This window comes from Pseudomonas fluorescens (assembly GCF_005938625.1).
GTDB classification, from domain to species: Bacteria; Pseudomonadota; Gammaproteobacteria; order Pseudomonadales; family Pseudomonadaceae; genus Aquipseudomonas; species Aquipseudomonas fluorescens_BD.
On sequence record NZ_VCNJ01000003.1, the window covers coordinates 1 to 23729 of the forward strand.

Sequence of the window (23729 nt, forward strand, 5' to 3'; positions counted from 1 at the left end):
GGGTTGGCGGTCGGGCAGTGATCTTCGTCGCCCGATAAGCCGCCTTCGCGAGCAAGCTCGCTCCCACACTGGATCTTCAGTGGAAACAACATTTGTGAACACCCCGACTCCCCTGTGGGAGCGAGCTTGCTCGCGAAGGGGCCCTCACAAGCGCTAGAGATTCCGGCCCCTGATCCGCTTGCTCAAGAACTCGAAATACTCTTCCCGCATCTCCACCGTCTCATTCGCCAGATGATGCCGCGCCTCGGCCAGCAGCAAGATCTGCGGCCGGTCGAACTTCCACTTCATCACCTGCAAATTGTGCTGCCAGTCGACCGTCATGTCCGCCTGCCCCTGAATGATCAGTGGCCGTCGCGGACTTTTTTTCGCGTGCTCGACGCGAATGATCCAGCGCGATAACGCCCCCACCCACTTGGTTGGCAAGCGTCGCGGCTGCAACGGATCGGCCTGGAGAAACGGCAGGAAATCCGGATCGTTGGAGTTCTCGCTGAAGCGTCGCGCGACGCCTCTGACAAAAGGTCTGAGCAGGTAATAACTGAGCTGCGACCAACCCCACGCCCGCGGGCGCACTAGCGGCGCCATCAAAATCACCTGGCCCTGTGCCGGGCTGTTTTCGCCATGGTTGAGCAAGTGATCGACCACAATCGCCCCGCCGGTGCTCTGCCCGCACAGATGCCACGGCTGCGGCAGCGCGATCGACTGCGCCTCGGCGAACAACGCTTGCAGGACGTCCTGATATTCAGAGAAATCGCGAATGCTTGCGCGTGGCCCGCTCGACAGACCATGGCCCGGCAAGTCGCAGGCGATCACCGCGAAGTCCTGATCCAGCGCCCACTCGATGACATGCCGGTAGAGCCCGACGTGATCGTAGTAGCCGTGCAGCAGAAACAGCGTCGCCTTGACCTTCTCCGGCCACCAGCAATGGCTGACCAACTCATAACCGTCGACTTCGAAACGGCCCATGCCACGCCAGACATCGCGATGGGGGAAATCGGTTTTATAGAACTGCTGGTACGCCTTCGCCTCGTCCGACAACGGCTGCCACTCGGCCAAAGGCTTGAGGCTCGCGCGGATTTGATCAGGGTCGAAAGTGGCAGACATAAGGCAATTCCAAAGCGGTAAACAGACTTTATCGGCCTGCGATATTCATCTGTCGGAGCAAGCATGGCAAGCTAGCCCGCCTCTGAGGAACCAAATCCATGCGTTCGCCCTACCGCACCGCACTGTTTGCCAGCCTGCTCGCGCTGATTTGCGCCGGGGTGCTGTGGGCGGCGTATGACTGGTTTCAAGGGCGTTATCTGCGTGCGTTCAGTGAACACACGGCGGTGTTTTCCGGTGATCCGCTGCGCCTGCCGGACAATCTCGCCGGTCCCGGCAAGATCCGCCTGGTGCACTTCTGGGACCCGGCCTGTCCGTGCAACGTCGGTAATCAGCAGCACCTGACCGAGATGGTCGAGCAGTTCGGCGCCAAAGGCGTTGAGTTCTTCGCCGTGCAAAAAACTGGCAGCCACGGCCAGTTACCCGCGACCCTCAGCAGCCTGAAAACCATCACCATATTGCCCGGCTCCGAACAGGTGCCGGCCAGCCCGGCCGTGGCGATCTGGGACCGCAGCGGCAAGCTGGCGTACTTCGGCCCGTACAGCGAAGGCCTGACCTGCAACTCCAGCAACAGCTTTATCGAACCGATTTTGAATGCCCTGACGCAAGATCGTCCGGTCAATGCCACGCACACCCTGGCGGTCGGTTGCTACTGCCCGTGGCCGGTGGAGGCGAAGTAAGGCATTCCGGACTTTTCAAGGACAGCGCTGCACGGCACAGAAGGTCTGTGCTAATTGTTTGCAGCCCGACGGGCGGCAATCCCGCATGCACAAGGAGTCACCATGAAGCGCGTGTTCACCGTAACTGGCTTGCTCATCGTTGTTCTGCTTGCCGGCGTCGGCTGGTATGTCTACAGCAAACAACCGACGCGCCAGGGCCAGGTCGAACTGCGCAATCTGCAAGGTTCGGTAACCGTACGCTACGACGAACGCGGCGTGCCGCACGTCCGTGCCGAGAACGAAACCGATCTCTACCGCGCCCTCGGCTACGTGCATGCCCAGGACCGGCTGTTCCAGATGGAAGCCATGCGTCGCCTCGCCCGGGGCGAACTGGCCGAAGTGCTCGGGCCGAAGCTGCTCGACACCGACAAACTGTTCCGCAGCCTGCGCATCCGTGAGCGCGCGGCCAGTTATGTCGCCAGTCTCGATAAACAGTCGCCAGCGTGGAAGGGCCTGCAAGCCTATCTGGATGGCATCAACCAGTATCAGGACAGCCACGCCGCACCGATCGAGTTCGACGTGCTGGGCATCCCCAAGCGGCCGTTCACGGCAGAAGACAGCATCAGCGTCGCCGGCTACATGGCCTACAGCTTTGCCGCCGCATTTCGCACCGAGCCGCTGCTGACCTACGTGCGCGATCAGCTCGGCGCCGATTACCTTAACGTGTTCGACCTCGACTGGCAGCCCAAAGGTGTACTGGTCAACGGTCACGCCAAGCCTGCGCCGGCCCTCGCCGCCGGCGACTGGAAAGACCTCAATGCCCTCGCCCGCCTCAGCGAACAAGCGCTGATCGACAACGGCCTGCCGCAGTTCGAAGGCAGCAACGCCTGGGTCATCGCGGGCAGCCGCAGCCAGAGCGGCAAACCGCTGCTGGCCGGTGACCCGCATATTCGCTTCTCGGTGCCGTCGGTGTGGTACGAGGCGCAATTGTCGGCGCCGGGTTTTGAGTTGTACGGCCATCATCAAGCGCTGGTGCCGTTTGCCTTTCTCGGCCACAACCTCGATTTCGGCTGGAGCCTGACCATGTTCCAGAACGACGATCTCGATCTGATTGCCGAGAAGGTCAACCCGGACAACCCGAATCAGGTCTGGTATCGCGGCCAATGGACCGACATGGTCGTCACCGAGCAGCAGATCAACGTGAAAGGCCAGACGCCGGTGACCCTCACCCTGCGCCAGTCGCCCCACGGCCCGATCGTCAACGATGCCTTGGGCACCGCTGCCGGCAAAACCCCGATTGCGATGTGGTGGGCCTTTCTCGAAACGCCGAACCCGATCCTCGAAGGTTTCTACCAGCTCAACCGTGCCGACACCTTGGCCAAGGCCCGCGCCGCTGCGGCGAAAGTGCAGGCACCAGGGCTGAACCTGGTTTACGCCAACGCCAAGGGTGACATCGCCTGGTGGGCCTCGGCATTACTGCCCAAGCGCCCGGCCGGAGTCAGACCGGAGTTCATTCTCGACGGCAGCAGCAATCAGGCCGACAAGGACGGTTTCTACCCGTTCAGCGCCAACCCGCAGGAAGAGAATCCGGCACGCGGCTACATCGTCTCGGCCAACTTCCAGCCCGTGTCGCCGACCGGCATGGAGATTCCTGGTTACTACAACCTTGCCGATCGCGGGCAGCAACTCAATCGCCAGCTCAGCGACAAGAACGTGAAGTGGACCAACGAAGCCAATCAGAAACTGCAACTGGGCACGGCGACCGGTTATGGCCCACGCTTGCTCGCACCGTTGCTGCCGGTGTTGCGCGAGGTGGTCAGCGATCCGGCGCAACTGAAACTGGTCGAGCAACTGGCGCAATGGCCGGGCGACTATCCGCTGGATTCGGTCAGTGCGACGGTGTTCAACCAGTTTCTCTACGACCTGGCCGATGCGGCGATGCGCGATGAGTTGGGCAATGACTTTTTCGACACCTTGCTATCGACGCGGGTGATCGACGCGGCGCTGCCGAAGCTGGCGGCGAACGCCGACTCACCGTGGTGGGATAACCGCAACACGCCGGCCAAAGAGACCCGCGCCGATGTCGTGCGCACAGCGTGGCAGGCGAGCATGCAGCACTTGAAGCAGACCCTGGGCGATAACTCTGCCGAGTGGAAATGGGGCGCGGCGCATACGCTGACTCACGGCCATCCGTTGGGACAGCAGAAGCCGCTGGATCGGATTTTCAATGTCGGGCCGTTTGCGGCGCCGGGCAGTCATGAAGTGCCGAACAATCTGTCGGCGAAGATCGGCCCGGCGCCATGGCCGGTGACTTATGGGCCGTCGACACGGCGCTTGGTGGATTTTGCCGATCCGGCGCATGGGTTGACGATTAACCCGGTCGGGCAGAGCGGTGTGGCGTTCGACAGCCACTATGACGATCAGGCTGAGGCGTATGTCGACGGGATATATGTGCAAGCGCATTTCAACGACGAAGAGGTGACAGCGAATACGCGCAGTACGTTGAAGCTTTTGCCGGCACGGGCAGCGCCTTAAAAGCCCCTCACCCTAGCCCTCTCCCAGAGGGAGAGGGGACTGACCGAGGTGTCTTTCGCTATGCACCGACCTGAGAGATCGAGTCGATTATGGATTCGGTACAGCAACATCACGTCGGCGTATCTCCCCAATATCCCCGAATCGGCCCCCTCTCCCTCTGGGAGAGGGCTGGGGTGAGGGTCAAACCATCGCCGCAAAATTCAGCCGAAACTGCTGCGGCGTCACCCCCAACCGCCGGTTAAACACCCCGCGCATATGTTGCGCGTCACGAAACCCGCACTGATACGCCACAGTCTTCAACGGTGCCGCCGTGCTCTCCAGCATCACCCGCGCCGCATCCACCCGCGCTCGCTCGACGAACTCCGCCGGCGTCACCTTCGCCTCCCGAGCAAACACCCGAGAAAAGTTACGCGCACTCATGTTTGCCGCATTGGCCAGATCAGCAATCGTCAGGTCGCCAGTGAGATTGGCCAGCACATACAACTGCACCAGCGCCACCGCCGACGTTGGTTCCGCGTGCGGCGTGAGGAACGGGCTGAACTGCGACTGGCCACCAGACCGCTGGGTGAACACCACTAGCCGTTTAGCCACGCTTAGCGCCACTTCAGCACCGTGATCACGCGCCAGCAGATACAGCGACAGATCAATTCCCGCCGTGACCCCCGCCGAGGTGTAGAGCGTGCCGTCCTCGACATACAAGCGATCGGCTTCGACCTGCGTTGACGGACACAACTGCGCCAACGCCTCGGCATCGTTCCAATGGGTGGTGACACTGCGCCCCTCCAGCAATCCCGCCCGTGCCAACATGAACGCACCGTTGCAAATCGAGCCGAAACGCTGCGCCCGTGCGCAGGCCTCGCGCAGCCAAGCGTCGAATGGCGCACCGAAATCCATGAACGGCAATTGCGGCCCGCCAGCGACCAGCAACAGGTCGTAGGCATCTAGTGCTTCGCTGAAATGCCAATGGGCATTCAGGTTCAACCCGTTGGAGCAGGCCATCGGGCCGCGTTCGACGCCGATCACTTCGAGCCGATAGTGATCCTCGGCGGCCAAGAAGCGATTGGCCTCGGCGAACACATCCATGGGGCCGCTGACATCCAGTGACTGCACGCCTGCGAACACCACGATGGCGACGGTTTTGTTCATGGCTGTGGATTCCCCCTTTAAGAGCAAAAGATCGCAGCCTTCGGCAGCTCCTACAGGTGTCCGCGTTCCCATGTAGGAGCTGCCGCAGGCTGCGATCTTTTTAGCTTGGCACGATTTGCGCGTCGAATGGCAAGGATCGCAGCCATGCGTCGATTGTCCCCTTTCAGCATCGGGAACAGACTTTCCCCATCAGCGCCACAACGGCGTTTTAGTGAGGAAACCTCCCATGACCACAACCATCGCCGGCATCAAAATCCCCGACAGCGCCCTCGCCCGCGCCACCACCGAATACATCCGCGACATCGAATCCGACCTGCTCTACCACCACTCGCGCCGGGTCTTTCTGTTCGGTGCATTGAGCGGCGAGCGCCAGCAACTTGCCTACGATCCGGAACTGCTTTACGTCGGTGCGATGTTCCACGACCTCGGTCTGGTCGAAGGTCATCGCAGTGATGACGAGCGTTTCGAAGTGGACGGTGCCAACGCGGCGGCGGCGTTTCTCAAACCCTACGGGTTGAGTGATGACGACATCGAACAGGTGTGGCTGTCGATTGCCTTGCACACCACGCCGGGCGTGCCCAAGCATCTGCGCCCAACCGTGGCGCTGGTGACCGCTGGTGTGGAAATGGACGTGCTGGGTATGGATTACGCAGCCTTCAGCACCGTGCAGCGCGAGGCGGTGGTGCATGCGCACCCGCGTGGGGAAGGTTTCAAGGAGTGCATCATCTGCGCGTTTGCCGATGGCTTGCGTCATCGTCCGCAGACCACGTTCGGCAATGTGAAGACTGACGTGCTGAAGGATCAAGAGCCGGGGTTCAAGCCGATGAACTTCGTTGAAGTCATCCGCAACTCTCCCTGGACTGCATAAAACCCATGTAGGAGTGAGCCTGCTCGCGATGGCTTCCTGTCAGTTGGAAATTTCCTGACTGACACTCCGCTATCGCGAGCAGGCTCACTCCTACAGTTTGAATTGGGTTGGCCTCGAGAATGAGGCCAACCCATTAGTGCTTACGCAGCCTCCGGGCTTGGCGCGCGACGCACGTCCGGCTGTTTCCAAGAATCGGCAGCGCTTTCTTCGATGGCTTGCTGGATGGCTTTTTTGCGCGCTTCTTCGGCGCGGCGGCTGAAGAACCAGACCATGAAGGTCACGATCGACACCGCCAGCAGAATCAGACTGGCCACGGCGTTAATCTCGGGCTTCACGCCCAGACGCACCGCCGAGAACACTTCCATCGGCAGGGTCGTCGAACCCGGCCCGGAGACGAAGCTCGCCAGTACCAGGTCATCCAGCGACAGCGCGAACGACATCATGCCCCCCGCCGCCAGCGATGGCGCGATCATCGGAATGGTGATCAGGAAGAACACCTTCCACGGCCGTGCACCGAGGTCCATCGCCGCTTCTTCGATCGACAGGTCGAGCTCACGCAGACGCGCCGACACCACCACCGCCACATACGCCGCACAGAATGTGGTGTGGGCGATCCAGATGGTGACGATGCCACGCTCCTGCGGCCAGCCGATCATCTGCGCCATGGCCACGAACAGCAGCAACAGCGACAGACCAGTGATCACTTCCGGCATCACCAACGGCGCCGTCACCAGACCGCCGAACAGCGTGCGGCCCTTGAAGCGGGTGATGCGGGTCAGTACGAACGCCGCCAGGGTGCCCAATGCCACTGCCGCTACGGCGGTGTAGCAGGCGATTTCCAGCGAGCGCAACACCGAGCCCATCAGTTGCGTGTTGTCGAGCAGGCCGACGTACCACTTGATCGACCAGCCGCCCCACACCGTCACCAGCTTGGAGGCGTTGAACGAGTAGATCACCAGGATCAGCATCGGCAGGTAGATGAACAACAAACCGATGACCAGCATCAGGCTGGAGAAACGGAAGCGCTTCATTCTTTACCCTCCATTTCCTTGGCCTGACTGCGGTTGAACAGAATGATCGGCACAATCAGGATCGCCAGCATCACCACCGCCAGCGCGGACGCCACCGGCCAGTCACGGTTATTGAAGAACTCTTGCCAGAGGACTTTACCGATCATCAGGGTTTCCGGACCGCCGAGCAGTTCCGGGATCACGAACTCACCGACAACCGGGATGAACACCAGCATGCAGCCGGCAATAATGCCGTTCTTGGACAGCGGAATGGTGATTTTCCAGAAGCTGTTGAAGGTGCTCGAACCGAGGTCGGAAGCGGCTTCCAGCAAGCTTTGATCGTGCTTCACCAGGTTGGCGTACAGCGGCAGGATCATGAACGGCAGGTACGAATAAACGACGCCGATGTACACCGCGAGGTTGGTGTTGAGGATCTGCAGCGGCTCGTCAATAAAGCCCATGCTCATCAGGAAACCATTGAGCAGGCCGTTGTTGCTGAGGATGCCCATCCACGCGTAAACGCGGATCAGGATCGCCGTCCAGGTCGGCATCATGATCAGCAGCACCAGCACCGTTTGCATCTCTTTACGGGCGGTGGCGATGGCGTAGGCCATCGGGTAGCCGATCACCAGACAGAGGATGGTGCTGATCAGCGCCATTTTCAACGAGCCGAGGTAAGCGGCGATGTACAACTCGTCGCCCGCCAGCATCGCGTAGTTGCCCAGGTTCAGCAGCAGTTGCAGCTTTTGCTCGGCGTAGGTGTAGATCTCGGTGTACGGCGGGATGGCCACGTCGGCTTCGGCGAAGCTGATCTTCAGGACGATGAAGAACGGCAACATGAAGAACAGAAACAGCCAGATGAACGGAACCCCGATGACCAGTTGCCGGCCATTGGGGATTATTCGGTTGATACGGCGTTTGAATTTGCGCATGTTCATGAGCGGAGTACCACGCCGCTGTCGTCTTCCCACCACACGTAGACCTGATCACCCCAGGTCGGACGCGCGCCGCGACGTTCGGCGTTGGCGACGAAGGACTGCACCAGTTTGCCGCTCGGCAATTCAACGTAGAACACCGAGTGACCGCCGAGGTAGGCGATGTCGTGGACTTTGCCGCTCGACCAGTTGTATTCGCAGGTCGGTTGGTCGGCGGTGACCAGCAGCTTCTCCGGACGGATCGCGTAGGTCACCGATTTGTCCTGCACCGAGGTGCTGATGCCGTGGCCGACGTAGATCTGCCGGTCGAGGTCTTTGCAAGTGATGGTCGCGTGGCCTTCGGCGTCGTCGATCACTTCGCCTTCGAAGATGTTGACGTTACCGATGAATTCGCAGACCAGACGGCTGGTCGGGGTTTCGTAGATGTCGATCGGGCTGCCGATCTGCGCGATCCAGCCCAGGTGCATGATCGCGATGCGCTCGGCCATGGTCATGGCCTCTTCCTGGTCGTGGGTCACCATTACGCAGGTCACGCCGACGCGCTCGATAATCTCGACCAGCTCCAGCTGCATTTGCGAACGCAGTTTTTTATCCAGTGCGCCCATCGGTTCGTCGAGCAGCAACAACTTCGGCCGCTTGGCCAGGGAACGGGCCAGTGCCACACGCTGACGCTGACCGCCGGACAGTTGATGCGGCTTGCGCTTGGCGTACTGACTCATCTGCACGAGCTTGAGCATTTCGGCCACGCGAGCATCGACTTCAGCGGCCGGGATCTTGTCCTGCTTGAGGCCGAAGGCGATGTTCTGCGCCACGGTCATGTGCGGGAACAAGGCGTACGACTGGAACATCATGTTGATCGGTCGCTCGTACGGCGGCATGTCGGTGATGTCGACGCCGTCGAGGAAAATGCGCCCCTCCGTGGGCCGTTCGAACCCTGCCAGCATCCGCAGCAGGGTAGATTTGCCCGATCCCGAACCGCCGAGCAGAGCGAAGATTTCGCCCTTTTTGATTTCCAGGGACACATCGTCCACGGCAATCGTCTCGTCGAACTTCTTCGTGACCCGGTCGATTTTGACCAACACCTGTTTCGGTGTCTGGTCGCCCTCGAGGGCTTTCTTATAGGCGCCGGAGGCAACTGCCATTTACGAAACTCCCAGAAAAAAACAATGCAGTCCGCCCCGCAAGGCGAACCCAGGATAGTGTGTGCCTTACATCCCCGACTTGACCTTGGTCCAGCTGCGGGTCATCAGGCGCTGAATGTTCGGTGGCAACTCGATCGACACGTAAGCTTTGTCGATAACGGCCTGCGGTGGGTACACCGACGCATCGGTGCGGATGGATTGTTCCATCAACTTGTCCGAACCCGGGTTGGGGTTGGCGTAACCGACGTAATCACTGACCTGAGCGATCACCTCAGGTTTCAGCAGATAGTTGATGAAGGCATGGGCCTGCTTCACGTTCGACGAGTCCTTGGGGATTGCCAGCATGTCGAACCACAAGGCGCCGCCCTCTTTCGGCACCGCGTAGGCGATGTTCACGCCCTTCTTGGCTTCGGCTGCGCGGTTCTTCGCCTGGAAGATATCGCCGGAGAAACCGATGGCCACGCAGATGTCGCCGTTGGCCAGGTCACCGATGTATTTCGAAGAGTGGAAGTAGGTCACGTAAGGGCGCACCGCGAGCAACTTGTCGGTGGCTTTTTCGTAGTCCTTGGGGTTGGTGCTATTGGCATTCAGGCCCAGGTAGTTGAGCACGGTCGGCATCATTTCATCCGCCGAATCGAGGAATGCCACGCCGCAGCTTTGCAGCTTCTTGATGTTCTCCGGCTCGAACAAAACGCCCCACGAATCGATCTTGTCGACACCCAGAACGGCCTTCACTTTATCGACGTTGTAACCGATGCCGTTGGTGCCCCACAGGTACGGCACGGCGTACAGGTTGCCCGGATCGTTCTGCTCCAGACGCTTGAGCAGCGCCGGGTCGAGATTGGAATAATTGGGCAGCTGCGACTTGTCGAGCTTCTGGAACGCGCCCGCCTTGATCTGCTTGCCGAGGAAGTGGTTCGACGGCACGACCACGTCGTAGCCGGTGCGCCCGGCCAGCAGCTTGCCTTCCAGGGTTTCGTTGGAGTCGAAGACGTCGTAGACCGGTTTGATCCCGGTGGCTTTCTGGAAGTCGGCCAGGGTGGTCTCGCCGATGTAATCGGACCAGTTATAAATATGCACCGTACCGGCGGCCTGGGCTCCGACAGCAATCGTCAGGCCGGCAGTGGCCAGCAGGGCTTTGCGCAAAGAAGAAAAAATAGGCAAGTGGAGGTCCTCTAAATTAGTTGGGCCCAAGTTGCCCCGCGCTGCATGACAGCCATGGCTGCCCGGCAACAAAACCGGCGCGCAACTTACCCTCGAAAAACCGTTCCAGCAAAACTTTCTGTCATTTAATTAATCCGCTGGCCGCCTTCGCGGGGGACGACGGCCAGCGGTGGTTGCTTCAAACCGGCTTATTTACCGGATTTGATCTTGGTCCAGCTGCGGGTCAGGATGCGCTGGGTCGCGGCCGGCAAGTCGGCAATCGCGTACAGCTTGGCCAGCACGTCAGCCGGTGGATAGACGCCCGGGTCGCTGGTGATGTCTTTATCAACCAGTGGCGTGGCAGCGGCGTTACCGTTCGGGAAGCGTACGGCATTGGTGATTTCCGCCATGATTTCCGGCTTCTGCAGGAAGGTCATGAACTTGTAGGCGCCTTCGACGTTTTCGGCATCTTTAGGGATGGCGACCATGTCGTAGAAGCTGCCGGCACCTTCTTTCGGAATGTTGTAGCTGACTTTCACCTTGTCACCGGCTTCAGCCGCGCGGGACTTGGCCTGGTAGATGTCACCCGAGTAGCCGATCGCTACGCAGATGTTGCCGTTGGCCAGGTCGGAGATGTACTTGGACGAGTGGAAGTAGGCGATCGAAGGACGCACCTTCATGATCAGCGCTTCAGCCTTGTCGATGTCTTCTTTCTTCTGGCTGTCGGTTGGCAGGCCCAGGTAGTGCAGCGCCACCGGAATCATCTCGGTTGGCGAGTCGAGCAGGCTGATGCCGCAGGATTTCAGCTTGGCCGCGTTCTCCGGCTTGAAGATCAGATCCCACGAATCGACCGGCGCGTCGGCGCCCAGTGCAGCCTTGACCTTCTCGGCGTTGAAGCCGATGCCGATCGAGCCCCACATGTACGGGAAAGCGTGCTCGTTGCCCGGGTCGCTGACCGACACGGCTTTGAGCAAATCAGTGTTGAGGTTCTTCCAGTTAGGCAGCTTGGACTTGTCCAGCTTCTGGTAGACACCGGCCTTGATCTGCTTGGCGAGGAAGTTGTTCGACGGCACGACGATGTCGTAGCCGGACTTGCCTGCGAGCAGTTTGGCTTCGAGGGTTTCGTTGCTGTCGAAGACGTCGTAGACGACTTTGATGCCCGACTCGTCTTCAAACTTCTTGATGGTGTCCGGGGCGATGTAGTCGGACCAGTTGTAGACGTGCAACACCTTGTCGTCCGCCTGCGCCGCAGCCGCCATGATTCCCATCAGGGACATGGCGAGCAGAGTCTTGCCAGCGAGCTTTTTGCCTAATGCCTTCATGCGTTAATGCTCCAAATTTTTCTTTTTTGAACCACTTTGTTCAGCGGCCGAACCCGGACAACTGGAACCGCGGCTAGTCTGGCAAGATCCGAGGCGGTCTTTCAAGAAAAGACCAGCCTTTCTGACAGCTTTGAGCGAGCGCGCCGCGGCTCCCCCGCTCAAAGCCTAGCACTTAGCCCTGCAACGCACTGAGGGTCAGGTCCAGGCATTTACGTGCCTTTGTAACCAGCTCATCGATCTCCGCTTTGCTGATCACCAGCGGCGGCGCAATGATCATGGTGTCGCCCACAGCGCGCATGATCAGGCCGTTGTCGAAGCAGAACTGGCGGCAGATCATGCCGACACCCTTGCCTTCGTAACGCTTGCGAGTGGCCTTGTCCTGCACCAGCTCGATCGCGCCCAACAGACCGACTCCGCGAACTTCACCCACCAACGGGTGATCGTTCAGTTCCCGCAGACGTTTCTGCAAATACGGTGCCGTTTCGTTGTGCGCGTTCTCGATAATTTTTTCATCGCGCAGAATGCGGATGTTTTCCAGACCCACCGCTGCTGCCACCGGGTGACCGGAGTAGGTGAAGCCGTGGTTGAAATCGCCGCCTTCGTTGAGCACCGCCACCACGGTGTCGCGCACGATCAGGCCACCCATCGGGATGTAACCGGAGGTCAGGCCTTTGGCGATGGTCATCATGTCGGGCGCAAGGTCGTAGAAATCGCTACCGAACCACTCACCGGTACGGCCGAAACCACAGATCACTTCGTCCGCCACGAACAGGATGTCGTACTTGGCGAGGATTTCCTTGATGCGCGGCCAGTAGCTGTCGGGCGGAATGATCACGCCGCCGGCGCCCTGGATCGGCTCGGCAATAAAGGCACCGACGTTGTCGACGCCGACTTCGAGAATCTTCTCCTCCAGCTGATTGGCCGCCCAGATGCCGAACTCTTCCGGGGACATCTCGCCACCTTCAGCGAACCAGTACGGCTGCGCGATGTGGACGATGCCCGGGATCGGCAAATCGCCTTGTTCGTGCATATACGTCATGCCACCGAGGCTCGCGCCGGCCACGGTCGAACCGTGATAACCGTTCTTGCGGCTGATGATGACTTTCTTGTTCGGCTGGCCCTTGATCGCCCAGTAATGGCGAACCATGCGCAGCATGGTGTCGTTGCCTTCGGAGCCGGAGCCGGTGAAGAACACGTGGTTCATGCCTTCCGGCGCAACGTCGGCAATCGCCTTGGCCAGTTCCAGTGCCGGCGGGTGCGCGGTCTGGAAAAACAGGTTGTAGTACGGCAGCTCGCGCATCTGTTTGGCGGCCGCGTCGGCCAGCTCATCGCGACCGTAACCGATGGCCACGCACCACAGACCGGCCATGCCGTCGAGAATCTTGTTGCCTTCGCTGTCCCACAGGTAAACGCCCTTGGCGTTGGTGATGATCCGCGGGCCCTTCTCTTTCAGTTGCTTGAAGTCGCTGAACGGGGCCAGGTGGTGATCATTGCTGAGTGCTTGCCACTCGCGGGTTTGCGGGTTGTTGCTGGTCATGCCAATTCTCCTTGTTATCGGTGAAGGCGCGGCCGCTGAGGACCGCGCCCGGCGTATCAGACGGCGAAGAGCAGGTACTCACGCTCCCAGGAACTGATCACGCGCTTGAAGTTTTCATGCTCGGCCCGTTTTACCGCGACGTAGCCAGTGATGAAGGTTTTGCCCAGGTACTTCTCGATGGTCGCGCTGTTTTCCATACGTTCCAGCGCATCTTCGATGGTCAGCGGCAGGCGCAGGTTGCGGCGCTCATAACCACGACCGACCACCGGCGCGCTCGGGTTGAGGCCTTCGACCATGCCGATGTAACCGCAGAGCAGGCTCGCGGCAATCGCCAGGTACGGGTTGGCGTCGGCGCCCGGCAGACGGTTTTCCACGCGGCGGTTCTGCGGGCCGGCATCTGGCACGCGCAGGCCAACGGTGCGGTTTTCTTCGCCCCACTCGACGTTCACCGGTGCCGAGGTGTCCGGCAGGAAGCGGCGGAACGAGTTGACGTTCGGTGCGAACAGCGGCAGCAATTCCGGGATCAGTTTCTGCAGACCACCGATGTGGTGCAGGAACAGTTGGCTCATGGTTCCGTCTTCATTGGAGAAGACGTTCTTGCCGGTTTCGATGTCGATGATGCTCTGGTGCAAGTGCATCGCACTGCCCGGCTCGCCCGTCATCGGCTTGGCCATAAAGGTCGCGGCGACGTCGTGCTTGAGTGCGGCTTCACGCATGGTGCGCTTGAACACCAGGATCTGGTCGGCCAGTGACAGTGCGTCGCCGTGACGGAAGTTGATTTCCATCTGCGCCGTGCCGTCTTCGTGGATCAGCGTGTCGAGGTCCAGCTCCTGCAGTTCGCACCAGTCGTAGACGTCCTCGAACAGCGGGTCGAATTCGTTCGCCGCTTCAATGGAGAACGACTGACGACCGATTTCCGGACGGCCCGAGCGACCGATCGGCGGCTGCAACGGATAGTCAGGGTCGTCGCTGCGCTTGGTCAGGTAGAACTCCATTTCCGGCGCCACGATCGGCTGCCAGCCTTTGTCGGCATAGAGTTTCAGGACTTTCTTGAGGACGTTGCGCGGCGATAGCTCAATCGGGTTGCCTTGCTTGTCGTAGGTGTCGTGGATCACCTGCGCGGTCGGCTCGATGGCCCACGGCACCAGGTACACGGCGTTCTGGTCGGGGCGGCAGATCATGTCGATGTCGGCCGGGTCGAGCAGTTCGTAATAGATGTCGTCTTCGACGTAGTCGCCGGTCACGGTCTGCAACAGCACGCTCTCGGGCAGGCGCATGCCTTTTTCGGCGATGAACTTGTTGGTCGGCGAGATCTTGCCCCGGGTGATCCCGGTCAAGTCGGCGATCATGCATTCGACTTCTGTGATCTTGTGGTCTTTCAACCAATCGGTGAGCTGGTCGAGGTTGTTACTCATAAATGCCTCTGGGCTGAGTCTCCTGACGTGATGTCAGGCAAAGTTTGACGCGTGGAGCGTCGCGTTAAAGGTGGCTTGCTCGCGCAGTACCGGCTTATGCCTGGCACCGCGCATAGACAATGAAAGAGGAGCTTACCTGCCCTTTACGCTGGCGTTGCATTTCCTGTGCACAGTCCAGGCGTGCAGAATCATGAGCACGGCTTGAGAAGCGGCACAGGCTTTGGGAGTGAAAGCGATCTATATTGGAGGGGGACGCCATAAACAGGATGCTTTCCCGTACGTCCAGAATATCGGACGCTGACGCTTGAACGGTCATGGACGGGAACATCATCGGCAAGCGGCAAGCCATGCTGGCTGCGCTACGGACGGATTTGTCGCCACTGATGTGATGAGCATGCAGACCGGACTGTTGCGAGCAGTCGGTGATGCCGATTAACGGCAGGCGAGACATGAAGCACCCCGGTATTATTGCTGTTATGGGTTTGATCGGAGCTTAGCCTTGTTCATTTTTTTACACAACACCCCCGTAAAAAATACAACACGGCCTGCTCAAGCCCGCGGGTGCCCAGCGTCCCAAGGGCCAAAAATCGCCCGAAAGTGCCCCATAAATGCCCTCACAGCGCTTTTTTAGGGCAAAAAAGGCCTCGCTTGACTTCGGCAGGCCGTTCGGGTTGACTGAAACCAGAAAAGATCAATGATTGATATTTTTAACAACAAAGGTGTTGCATCATGTCGGTACCCCCGCGTGCCGTTCAGCTTAACGAAGCGAACGCGTTCCTTAAGGAACATCCTGAGGTTCTGTACGTTGACCTTCTGATTGCGGATATGAATGGTGTGGTGCGCGGCAAGCGCATTGAACGCACCAGCCTCCACAAGGTTTACGAGAAAGGCATCAACCTGCCGGCCTCTCTATTTGCTCTGGATATCAATGGTTCTACGGTGGAAAGCACCGGCCTGGGCCTGGACATCGGCGACGCCGATCGTATCTGCTATCCGATCCCCGATACCCTGTGCAACGAGCCATGGCAGAAGCGCCCGACCGCGCAACTGTTGATGACCATGCACGAACTCGAAGGTGACCCATTCTTCGCCGATCCACGCGAAGTGCTCCGTCAAGTTGTTGCAAAGTTTGACGAGCTGGGCCTGACCATCTGCGCCGCCTTCGAACTAGAGTTCTACCTGATCGACCAGGAAAACGTGAACGGCCGCCCTCAGCCGCCACGCTCGCCGATCTCCGGCAAGCGCCCGCACTCGACGCAGGTCTACCTGATCGACGACCTCGACGAATACGTCGACTGCCTCCAGGACATTCTGGAAGGTGCCAAAGAGCAAGGCATTCCGGCCGACGCCATCGTCAAGGAAAGTGCCCCGGCGCAGTTCGAAGTGAACCTGCACCACGTCGCCGACCCGATCAAGGCATGCGACTACGCGGTACTGCTCAAGCGTCTGATCAAGAACATCGCCTACGACCATGAGATGGACACCACCTTCATGGCCAAGCCGTACCCGGGCCAGGCAGGTAATGGTCTGCACGTACACATTTCGATTCTGGATAAAGAAGGCAAAAACATTTTTGCCAGCGAGGATCCCGAGCAGAACGCCGCGCTGCGTCACGCGATCGGCGGTGTGCTCGAGACCCTGCCCGCGCAGATGGCTTTCCTCTGCCCGAACGTCAACTCGTACCGTCGTTTCGGCGCACAGTTCTACGTGCCGAACTCGCCGTGCTGGGGCCTGGACAACCGCACCGTGGCGATTCGCGTACCGACCGGCTCGTCCGATGCCGTGCGTATCGAACACCGCGTTGCCGGCGCCGACGCCAACCCGTACCTGCTGATGGCTTCGGTACTGGCCGGCGTGCACCACGGTCTGACCAACAAGATCGAACCGGGCGCGCCTGTCGAAGGCAACAGCTACGAGCAGAACGAACAAAGCCTGCCGAACAACTTGCGCGATGCATTGCGCGAGCTGGACGACAGCGAGGTAATGGCCAAGTACATCGATCCGAAGTACATCGATATCTTCGTCGCCTGCAAGGAAAGCGAGCTGGAGGAGTTCGAACACTCCATCTCCGACCTTGAGTACAACTGGTATCTGCATACCGTTTAAGCGGGTTGCGAACCAGATAAAAACGCCGTCGGCTGTCATAGCCCACGGCGTTTTTTATGGCCGAACACAAATTCCTGGTGTTGGGGTGAATGGCCGCCTGCGGCGGTTCGCGAGCAAGCTCGCTCCCACAGGGATCTCCATTCAACATGACTTGTGCGTACACAGTAGATCCCCTGTGGGAGCGAGCTTGCTCCGGGCGGCGTTCCGACGAAAGCGGCAGACAAGACAACGCACAAGCCGGCTCGTACAATGCCCGCTGCCCCGCAGGAGACTTCCATGACGCGACCCGCCCCCGTCCGCAAACCCCGTGCCCGCAGTCAGGCGCGCATCGATTCGATACTCGACGCCGCGCGCACGCTGCTGGCTGCCGAGGGCGTGGCCAGTCTGTCGATCTACAGCGTCGCCGAGCGCGCGCAGATTCCGCCCTCCTCTGTGTACCACTTCTTCGCCAGCGTCCCGGCGCTGCTCGAAGCACTGACGGCGGATGTCCACGCCGCGTTTCGCGCCTGCCTGCAAGCACCAATCGATCATGAAGCCCTGCATGACTGGCGCGATTTATCGCGGCTGGTCGAGCAACGCATGCTGGAGATCTATGACGAAGACGCGGCGGCGCGTCAGTTGATTCTTGCCCAGCATGGTTTGACCGAAGTGACTCAGGCTGACCGTCAGCACGACATCGAATTGGGCGATCTGATGCACAAGCTGTTCGATCATCACTTCGAGTTGCCGAGGCTGCCGGAGGATGTCGATGTGTTTGCCCTGGCGATGGAGTTGGGTGACCGGGTTTATGCGCGCTCGGTGCAGCAACATGGGCAGATCACCCCGCGCATGGCCGAGGAAGGGATGCGCGTGTTTGATGCTTATATCGGCCTGTATTTGCCACCTTACCTGCCCAAGCGCTGAGCCATGATCGTTCCCACGCTCTGCGTGGGAATGCAGCCCGTGACGCTCCGCGTCACTGGACGCAGAGCGTCCCAAGAGGCATTCCCACGCGGAGCATGGGAACGATCGCCAGGCACAAAAAACCCCGCAGGGCTCGCGCCGTTCGGGGTTGTTTTTTGCTCACCGGCTTACAACTTGGCGATCGACACCTCGGTGGATTTCACAAAAGCGATCACTTCGCTGCCGACCACCAGTTCCAGCTCTTTGACCGAGCGGGTGGTGATCACCGAAGTGACGATGCCCGAAGCGGTCTGCACGTCGATTTCCGACAGCACGTCGCCGAGGACGATTTCCTTGATCGAGCCTTTGAACTGGTTACGGACGTTGATGGCTTTGATAGTCATGATATTTCTCCTGAGGTCGAAATAAGCGGCAAGTGACAAGCTTCAAGCGGCAAGCAAAAGCACAGCGCTTCTACTTGTAGCTTGTAGCTTGAGGCTCGCAGCTGCTTCATTGCGCCCAACGCAGTTGCGTAGGCAGTGGTGAAACAGGTTCCGGCGCCGGCGGTTCGCCGGGCAGGGAGAGAACACGGTTAAGCACTTCGGTTTCCAACGCTGCCAGTCGGTGTGAACCACGCACTCGCGGCCGCGGCAGTTCCACATGCAGATCAAGACCGACTTCACCGTCCTCGATCAGAATCACCCGGTCGGCAATCGCCACCGCTTCGCTGACGTCGTGGGTCACCAGCAACACGGTGAAGCCGTGTTGCTGCCAGAGACGTTCGATCAGTTGCTGCATTTCAATGCGGGTCAGCGCGTCCAGTGCGCCGAGCGGTTCGTCGAGCAACAGCAGACGCGGTTGATGGATCAGCGCACGGGCCAGCGCAACGCGCTGCTTTTGTCCGCCCGACAACGCTGCCGGCCACTCATTGGCACGATCCGCCAGACCCACCGCGTCCAGTGCTTCGAGCGCCTTCGGACGCCAGTTGCCTTTAAGGCCCAAGCCGACGTTGTCGATGATCTTTTTCCATGGCAGCAGCCGTGCTTCCTGGAACATCAATCGGGTGTCTTCCCGCGCATCGCTGAGCGGCGCGGCACCTGCGAGCAAGTCGCCGCCAGTCGGTTGATCGAGGCCGGCGAGCAAGCGCAGCAAAGTACTTTTGCCGCAGCCACTGCGCCCGACCACGGCGACGAATTGCCCCGCCGGAATATGCAGATCAATGTCACGCAGCACCTGCCGCGAACCGAAGGTTTTCTGCAGGTTGCGCACCGCCAGCGGAATCCCGCGCAGCAGGCGTGGAGGTTGTTGAGCGGTCATGCCGCACCTCCTTTGGCAACCTGATACGCCGGGTGCCAGCGCAACCACACACGTTCAAGTCCACGGGCGGCAAGGTCGGCAAGTTTGCCGAGCACCGCGTAAAGCAGGATCGCCAGCACCACCACGTCGGTCTGCAAAAACTCGCGGGCGTTCATCGCCAGATAGCCGATGCCCGAGCTGGCCGAGATGGTTTCCGCCACAATCAGCGTCAGCCACATAAAGCCCAGGGCGAAGCGCACACCGACCAGAATCGAAGGCAGCGCACCCGGCAAAATCACCTGCCAGAACAGGCTGAAACCGCTCAGACCATAACTGCGCGCCATCTCCACCAGCGCCGGGTCGACGTTGCGAATGCCGTGATAGGTGTTGAGGTAGATCGGGAACAACGTGCCCAGCGCCACCAGAAAAATCTTCGCCGACTCGTCGATGCCGAACCACAGGATCACCAACGGAATCAGCGCCAGGTGCGGCACGTTGCGGATCATCTGCACCGAACTGTCGAGCAGGCGTTCGCCCCATTTCGACAGGCCAGTGATAAAGCCCAAGACCAGACCGATACTGCCGCCGATAGTGAAACCGAGGGCCGCACGCCAGCCACTGATCGCCAGGTGCGTCCAGATTTCACCGCTGCGCACCAGGCTCACGCCGGCTTCGATCACCGCCACCGGTGCCGGCAGAATCCGTGTCGACAACCAACCGGCCGACACCGACAACTGCCACACCGCCAGCAACAACACCGGCAACGCCCAGGGCGCGAGGCTGTGGATGATTTTTTTCATGGCGCGCCTCAGCTCTGCGACGCGGCTTTGGGAAGAATGTCGTTAGCGACCATCTCGCCGAACGGGCTGACATAACCGGCGCTTTTCGGCAGTTCCGGACGCTCGATGTCGAGGTGCGGGAACAGCAGTTCAGCGACGCGATACGACTCTTCAAGATGTGGATAACCGGAGAAGATGAACGTGTCGATGCCCAGATCCGCGTACTCCTTCACGCGTGCTGCGACGGTCGGGCCATCGCCGACCAGCGCTGTGCCGGCACCGCCGCGCACCAGACCGACACCGGCCCACAGGTTCGGGCTGACTTCGAGGTTGTCGCGGCTGCCACCGTGCAGTGCGGCCATGCGTTGCTGGCCAACCGAATCGAAACGCGCCAGCGAAGCTTGAGCGCGAGCGATGGTCTCGTCGTCCAGGTGCGAGATCAAACGATCCGCCGCTTGCCACGCTTCTGCGTTGGTTTCGCGGACGATCACGTGCAGACGAATGCCGAAGCGCACGGTGCGACCGAGCTTGGCGGCTTTGGCGCGAACCTGTGCGATCTTCTCGGCCACTGCTGCTGGCGGCTCACCCCAGGTCAGGACCATTTCCACTTGTTCGGCAGCCAAGTCCTGCGCCGCTTCCGACGAGCCACCGAAGTACAACGGCGGACGCGGTTGCTGGATCGGCGGATAGAGCAGCTTCGCGCCTTTCACGCTGATGTGCTGACCGTCGTAATCGACCGTTTCCCCTTCCAGTACACGACGCCAGATGCGGGTGAATTCCACCGAGGCTTGATAACGTTCTTCGTGGCTGAGGAACAGACCGTCGCCAGCCAATTCTTCCGGATCACCGCCAGTTACCAGGTTGAACAGCGCACGGCCGCCGGACAAACGATCCAGTGTCGCTGCCTGCCGCGCCGCGACCGTCGGGGAAATGATCCCGGGGCGCAGAGCAACGAGGAACTTCAGACGCTGGGTCACTGGGATCAGAGACGCCGCCACCAGCCACGAGTCTTCGCAAGAACGGCCGGTGGGGATCAGCACACCGCCGAAGCCCAGACGATCCGCCGCTTGCGCGACCTGTTGCAGATAACCGTGGTCGACGGCGCGCGCGCCTTCAGCGGTGCCAAGGTAATGGCCGTCGCCGTGGGTAGGCAGGAACCAGAAGATATTGAGGCTCATGGAGTGGTCTCCTTAGGAATTCGAATTACTGCGCTTTAGCCACAGCGGCCGGTGGTGTCCAGATCACGTCCTTGATGCTCAGCGGCTTGGGAATCAGCTTGAGCTGGAAGAACGTGTCAGCGATTTTCTGCTGCGCGGCGACCACTTCCGGGGTCAGGAACAGCGCGCCGTAACCCTGGCGTTTCACCGAGGTCAGAGTGATGTCCGCCGGCAGGCCTAGCAGTGGCGCAACCTGTTGGGTCACGTCTTCAGGATTGGCTTTCGACCACTCGCCAACGGCGCGCACTTCTTCCACGAGGGTTTTGATCACCTCAGGGTTTTTCTGTGCGTATGGCTTGGTCGCGAGATAGAACTGGTGGTTGTCGACGATGCCTTTGCCGTCGCGCAAGGTGTGCGCTTGCAGTTGTTTCTCGGCGGCGGCCTGGTACGGATCCCAGATGACCCAGGCATCGACGCTGCCACGTTCGAACGCGGCGCGGGCATCGGCCGGCGGCAGGAATACGGTTTGAATGTCGGTGTATTTGAGGCCGGCGTCTTCCAGCGCACGCACCAGCAGGTAGTGAACGTTGGAGCCTTTGTTCAGGGCGACTTTCTTGCCCTTGAGATCGGCCACCGATTTGATCGGCGAGTCTTTCGGCACAAGGATCGCTTCGCTGTTCGGCGCTGGCGGTTCGTAGGCGACGTAAAGCAGATCGGCGCCGGCCGCCTGAGCGAACACCGGTGGAGTTTCGCCAGTGACGCCGAAGTCGATCGAGCCGACGTTCAGGCCTTCCAGCAGTTGCGGGCCGCCGGGGAATTCAGTCCATTGCACGTCGACGCCTTGGGCAGCCAGACGTTTTTCCAAAGTGCCCTTGGCTTTGAGCAGCACCAGCGTGCCGTACTTCTGATAACCGATCCGAAGTGTCTCGGCTTGAGCTTGAGTGATGGCGCCGAAGGTGACAGCCGCAGCAAACAGAGCGACCAGACCGCGACGCAAAAATACAGTGCGCATAGCGCTCTCCTTTTTTGCTGTTGGGTTTTGGCTGCACCTGCTTGGCCGTTAGCGGCTGAGTAAGGTGAGTTACATCAAGTTCTGGTGAGGCTTAAATGCTCCAGCGAGCACTCAACAAACGTTCGTTCAACAGGCCCGGTTCCAGCGGTTTCGGCCGGCGGGCCATGGCGCCGACAAACTGATCCAGCGCTTCATGCAGTCGCTGCTCCAGCGCCGGAGCCAGTTGCGCCGCAGCACTGCCTTCGCCGTAAGCGATCTGGTTGTCCTCGGCGAAAATCCCCTGGAGCATTTCCTGGGCTTTCAGCGCCGACAAAACAGGCTTGAGGGCGTAATCGACCACCAGCATGTGGGCGATGCTGCCGCCGGTGGCCATTGGCAAAACAATCTTGTGGTTCAAGGCACGCTCTGGGAGCAGATCCAGCAGCGTCTTCAACGCGCCAGAGAAAGACGCTTTGTAAACCGGTGTGGCGATCAACAGGCCGTCGGCGTTTTCAATCTGTTGCAGCAGGTCGAGCACCTTCGGGCTGTCGAAGCGGGCGTGGAGCAAATCTTCGGCCGGGAAATCCCGAATCTGATAACTCACCACTTCCACGCCTTGCTGCTGCAACCAACGCTGCGAGCGCTCCAGCAGCACCCCGGAACGGGAGCGCAGGCTGGGACTGCCACCGAGTGAGACGACCAGCATCGAGACAATTCCTTAAGCGTTACAGGCGATTCGCGGGTTGCGATCTCGCTTCGATGGGAGTGACCTTACCAGCTGATTTATATATCCATAAATCATATTTATTCATTTGGTTATGCATTTTGGAGATATACAGCTCAACAAACTGCGGGCGAAAAAAAAGGCCGTCGAAACGGCCTGAAATCCCCTGCTTTGTGGCTACACGCTGATCGTTCCCACGCTCTGCGTGGGAATGAATCCATGGACGCTCCACGTCCACTGTGACGCGGAGCGTCACGGGCGGCATTCCCACGCGGACGGTTCGACGTCTCGACGTGGGAACGATCTGCCCAAGAAGATCACTTGTTCGGCTGTGGCGTCAGGCGCAGGTACGGCTTCACCGCGCGATAGCCCTTCGGAAAGCGCTGCTTGATCTCTTCCTCATCCTTGAGCGACGGCACGATCACCACCTCTTCACCGTCCTGCCAGTTGGCCGGGGTGGCCACCTTGTAGTTGTCGGTGAGCTGCAGCGAATCGATCACCCGCAGAATCTCGTGGAAGTTGCGCCCGGTACTCGCCGGATAGGTGATGGTCAGACGAATCTTTTTGTTCGGGTCGATCACGAACAGCGAACGCACGGTCAGCGTGTCGTTGGCATTCGGGTGGATCAGGTCATACAGATCCGAGACTTTGCGATCGGCATCGGCCAGGATAGGAAAGTTGACGATGGTGTTCTGGGTTTCGTTGATGTCTTCGATCCACTTGTGGTGCGAGTCCACCGGGTCGACCGACAATGCGATGGCTTTGACGCCGCGTTTGCTGAACTCATCCTTGAGCTTGGCGGTGAAACCCAGCTCAGTGGTGCACACCGGGGTGAAGTCCGCCGGGTGGGAAAACAGCACGCCCCAGCTATCGCCCAGCCATTCGTGGAAACGAATCTTGCCGGCGCTGGAGTCCTGTTCGAAATCGGGGGCGATGTCGCCGAGTCTGAGGCTCATGGTGCTGCTCCTGATGAGTTGTTCGAGA

The 23729-nt window shown here is 60.0% G+C and carries 22 protein-coding genes; 5 read left to right on the plus strand and 17 right to left on the minus strand.

Annotated features, from left to right (window positions below):
• Positions 1-153: 153 nt before the first annotated feature.
• Complete coding sequence (locus tag FGA82_RS01885) at positions 154-1101, minus strand: alpha/beta hydrolase (RefSeq protein WP_141125846.1); 948 nt, start codon at positions 1099-1101, stop codon at positions 154-156.
• A gap of 98 nt (positions 1102-1199) precedes the next feature.
• On the opposite strand from FGA82_RS01885, the gene FGA82_RS01890 reads away from it, so the two are divergent.
• Both FGA82_RS01890 and FGA82_RS01895 read left to right on the plus strand, forming a co-directional pair.
• Positions 1200-1778 (plus strand): DUF6436 domain-containing protein, encoded by a 579-nt coding sequence (locus FGA82_RS01890; RefSeq protein ID WP_141125847.1) that lies wholly within the window; start codon positions 1200-1202, stop codon positions 1776-1778.
• 102 nt (positions 1779-1880) lie between these two features.
• Positions 1881-4292, plus strand: coding sequence for a penicillin acylase family protein (locus FGA82_RS01895; protein WP_141125848.1), 2412 nt, complete (start codon positions 1881-1883; stop codon positions 4290-4292).
• Positions 4293-4472: 180 nt separating this feature from the next.
• Here the strand turns inward: FGA82_RS01895 and FGA82_RS01900 are convergent, their stop codons facing one another.
• On the minus strand, positions 4473-5438 hold the full coding sequence (locus FGA82_RS01900) for a GlxA family transcriptional regulator (RefSeq protein WP_141125849.1): 966 nt from the start codon (positions 5436-5438) through the stop codon (positions 4473-4475).
• Between the two features lie 226 nt (positions 5439-5664).
• On the opposite strand from FGA82_RS01900, the gene FGA82_RS01905 reads away from it, so the two are divergent.
• A complete protein-coding gene (locus FGA82_RS01905; RefSeq protein WP_141125850.1) occupies positions 5665-6306 on the plus strand; it encodes an HD domain-containing protein in 642 nt (213 codons plus the stop codon).
• Positions 6307-6446: 140 nt separating this feature from the next.
• On the opposite strand, the gene FGA82_RS01910 is transcribed toward FGA82_RS01905, so the two are convergent.
• The 8 genes from FGA82_RS01910 to FGA82_RS01945 form a co-directional block, all read right to left on the minus strand.
• The gene (locus FGA82_RS01910; RefSeq protein ID WP_141125851.1) at positions 6447-7337 is read right to left on the minus strand and encodes an ABC transporter permease subunit; all 891 of its coding nucleotides are present in this window, start codon (positions 7335-7337) and stop codon (positions 6447-6449) included.
• A complete protein-coding gene (locus FGA82_RS01915; RefSeq protein WP_171057233.1) occupies positions 7334-8215 on the minus strand; it encodes an ABC transporter permease subunit in 882 nt (293 codons plus the stop codon). Before FGA82_RS01915 ends, FGA82_RS01910 begins: the two co-directional genes overlap by 4 nt.
• A 35-nt stretch (positions 8216-8250) precedes the next feature.
• Complete coding sequence (locus tag FGA82_RS01920; RefSeq protein ID WP_007913856.1) at positions 8251-9393, minus strand: ABC transporter ATP-binding protein; 1143 nt, start codon at positions 9391-9393, stop codon at positions 8251-8253.
• Between the two features lie 66 nt (positions 9394-9459).
• Positions 9460-10557, minus strand: coding sequence for a polyamine ABC transporter substrate-binding protein (locus FGA82_RS01925; RefSeq protein ID WP_141125852.1), 1098 nt, complete (start codon positions 10555-10557; stop codon positions 9460-9462).
• Positions 10558-10745: 188 nt separating this feature from the next.
• Positions 10746-11858: a polyamine ABC transporter substrate-binding protein gene (locus FGA82_RS01930; RefSeq protein WP_064116330.1), complete on the minus strand. Its 1113-nt coding sequence runs from the start codon at positions 11856-11858 to the stop codon at positions 10746-10748.
• Positions 11859-12030: 172 nt separating this feature from the next.
• Positions 12031-13395, minus strand: a complete 1365-nt coding sequence (locus tag FGA82_RS01935) for an aspartate aminotransferase family protein (protein ID WP_141125853.1) — start codon at positions 13393-13395, stop codon at positions 12031-12033.
• A 56-nt stretch (positions 13396-13451) separates the two neighbouring features.
• Complete coding sequence (locus FGA82_RS01940; RefSeq protein WP_034151968.1) at positions 13452-14810, minus strand: glutamine synthetase family protein; 1359 nt, start codon at positions 14808-14810, stop codon at positions 13452-13454.
• A gap of 94 nt (positions 14811-14904) precedes the next feature.
• On the minus strand, positions 14905-15261 hold the full coding sequence (locus tag FGA82_RS01945; protein WP_141125854.1) for a gamma-glutamyl-gamma-aminobutyrate hydrolase family protein: 357 nt from the start codon (positions 15259-15261) through the stop codon (positions 14905-14907).
• A gap of 278 nt (positions 15262-15539) precedes the next feature.
• On the opposite strand from FGA82_RS01945, the gene FGA82_RS01950 reads away from it, so the two are divergent.
• The gene (locus FGA82_RS01950) at positions 15540-16916 is read left to right on the plus strand and encodes a glutamine synthetase family protein (protein WP_007913842.1); all 1377 of its coding nucleotides are present in this window, start codon (positions 15540-15542) and stop codon (positions 16914-16916) included.
• A 276-nt stretch (positions 16917-17192) separates the two neighbouring features.
• A complete protein-coding gene (locus tag FGA82_RS01955; protein WP_016983802.1) occupies positions 17193-17819 on the plus strand; it encodes a TetR/AcrR family transcriptional regulator in 627 nt (208 codons plus the stop codon).
• A gap of 167 nt (positions 17820-17986) precedes the next feature.
• On the opposite strand, the gene FGA82_RS01960 is transcribed toward FGA82_RS01955, so the two are convergent.
• From FGA82_RS01960 to FGA82_RS01990, 7 genes are all read right to left on the minus strand, one after another.
• Positions 17987-18202, minus strand: coding sequence for a TOBE domain-containing protein (locus FGA82_RS01960; protein ID WP_003229256.1), 216 nt, complete (start codon positions 18200-18202; stop codon positions 17987-17989).
• A 106-nt stretch (positions 18203-18308) separates the two neighbouring features.
• The gene (gene ssuB / locus FGA82_RS01965; RefSeq protein ID WP_141125855.1) at positions 18309-19115 is read right to left on the minus strand and encodes an aliphatic sulfonates ABC transporter ATP-binding protein; all 807 of its coding nucleotides are present in this window, start codon (positions 19113-19115) and stop codon (positions 18309-18311) included.
• A complete protein-coding gene (ssuC, locus tag FGA82_RS01970; RefSeq protein WP_003229260.1) occupies positions 19112-19894 on the minus strand; it encodes an aliphatic sulfonate ABC transporter permease SsuC in 783 nt (260 codons plus the stop codon). The genes ssuB and ssuC overlap by 4 nt, the downstream gene beginning before the upstream one ends.
• Positions 19895-19902: 8 nt before the next feature.
• Positions 19903-21051, minus strand: a complete 1149-nt coding sequence (gene ssuD / locus FGA82_RS01975; RefSeq protein WP_141125856.1) for an FMNH2-dependent alkanesulfonate monooxygenase — start codon at positions 21049-21051, stop codon at positions 19903-19905.
• Between the two features lie 25 nt (positions 21052-21076).
• Positions 21077-22042, minus strand: coding sequence for a sulfonate ABC transporter substrate-binding protein (locus tag FGA82_RS01980; protein WP_038358995.1), 966 nt, complete (start codon positions 22040-22042; stop codon positions 21077-21079).
• 91 nt (positions 22043-22133) lie between these two features.
• Positions 22134-22727, minus strand: a complete 594-nt coding sequence (ssuE, locus tag FGA82_RS01985; protein ID WP_141125857.1) for an NADPH-dependent FMN reductase — start codon at positions 22725-22727, stop codon at positions 22134-22136.
• A gap of 335 nt (positions 22728-23062) precedes the next feature.
• Positions 23063-23701: a peroxiredoxin gene (locus FGA82_RS01990; RefSeq protein WP_077574963.1), complete on the minus strand. Its 639-nt coding sequence runs from the start codon at positions 23699-23701 to the stop codon at positions 23063-23065.
• Between the last annotated feature and the right edge of the window lie 28 nt (positions 23702-23729).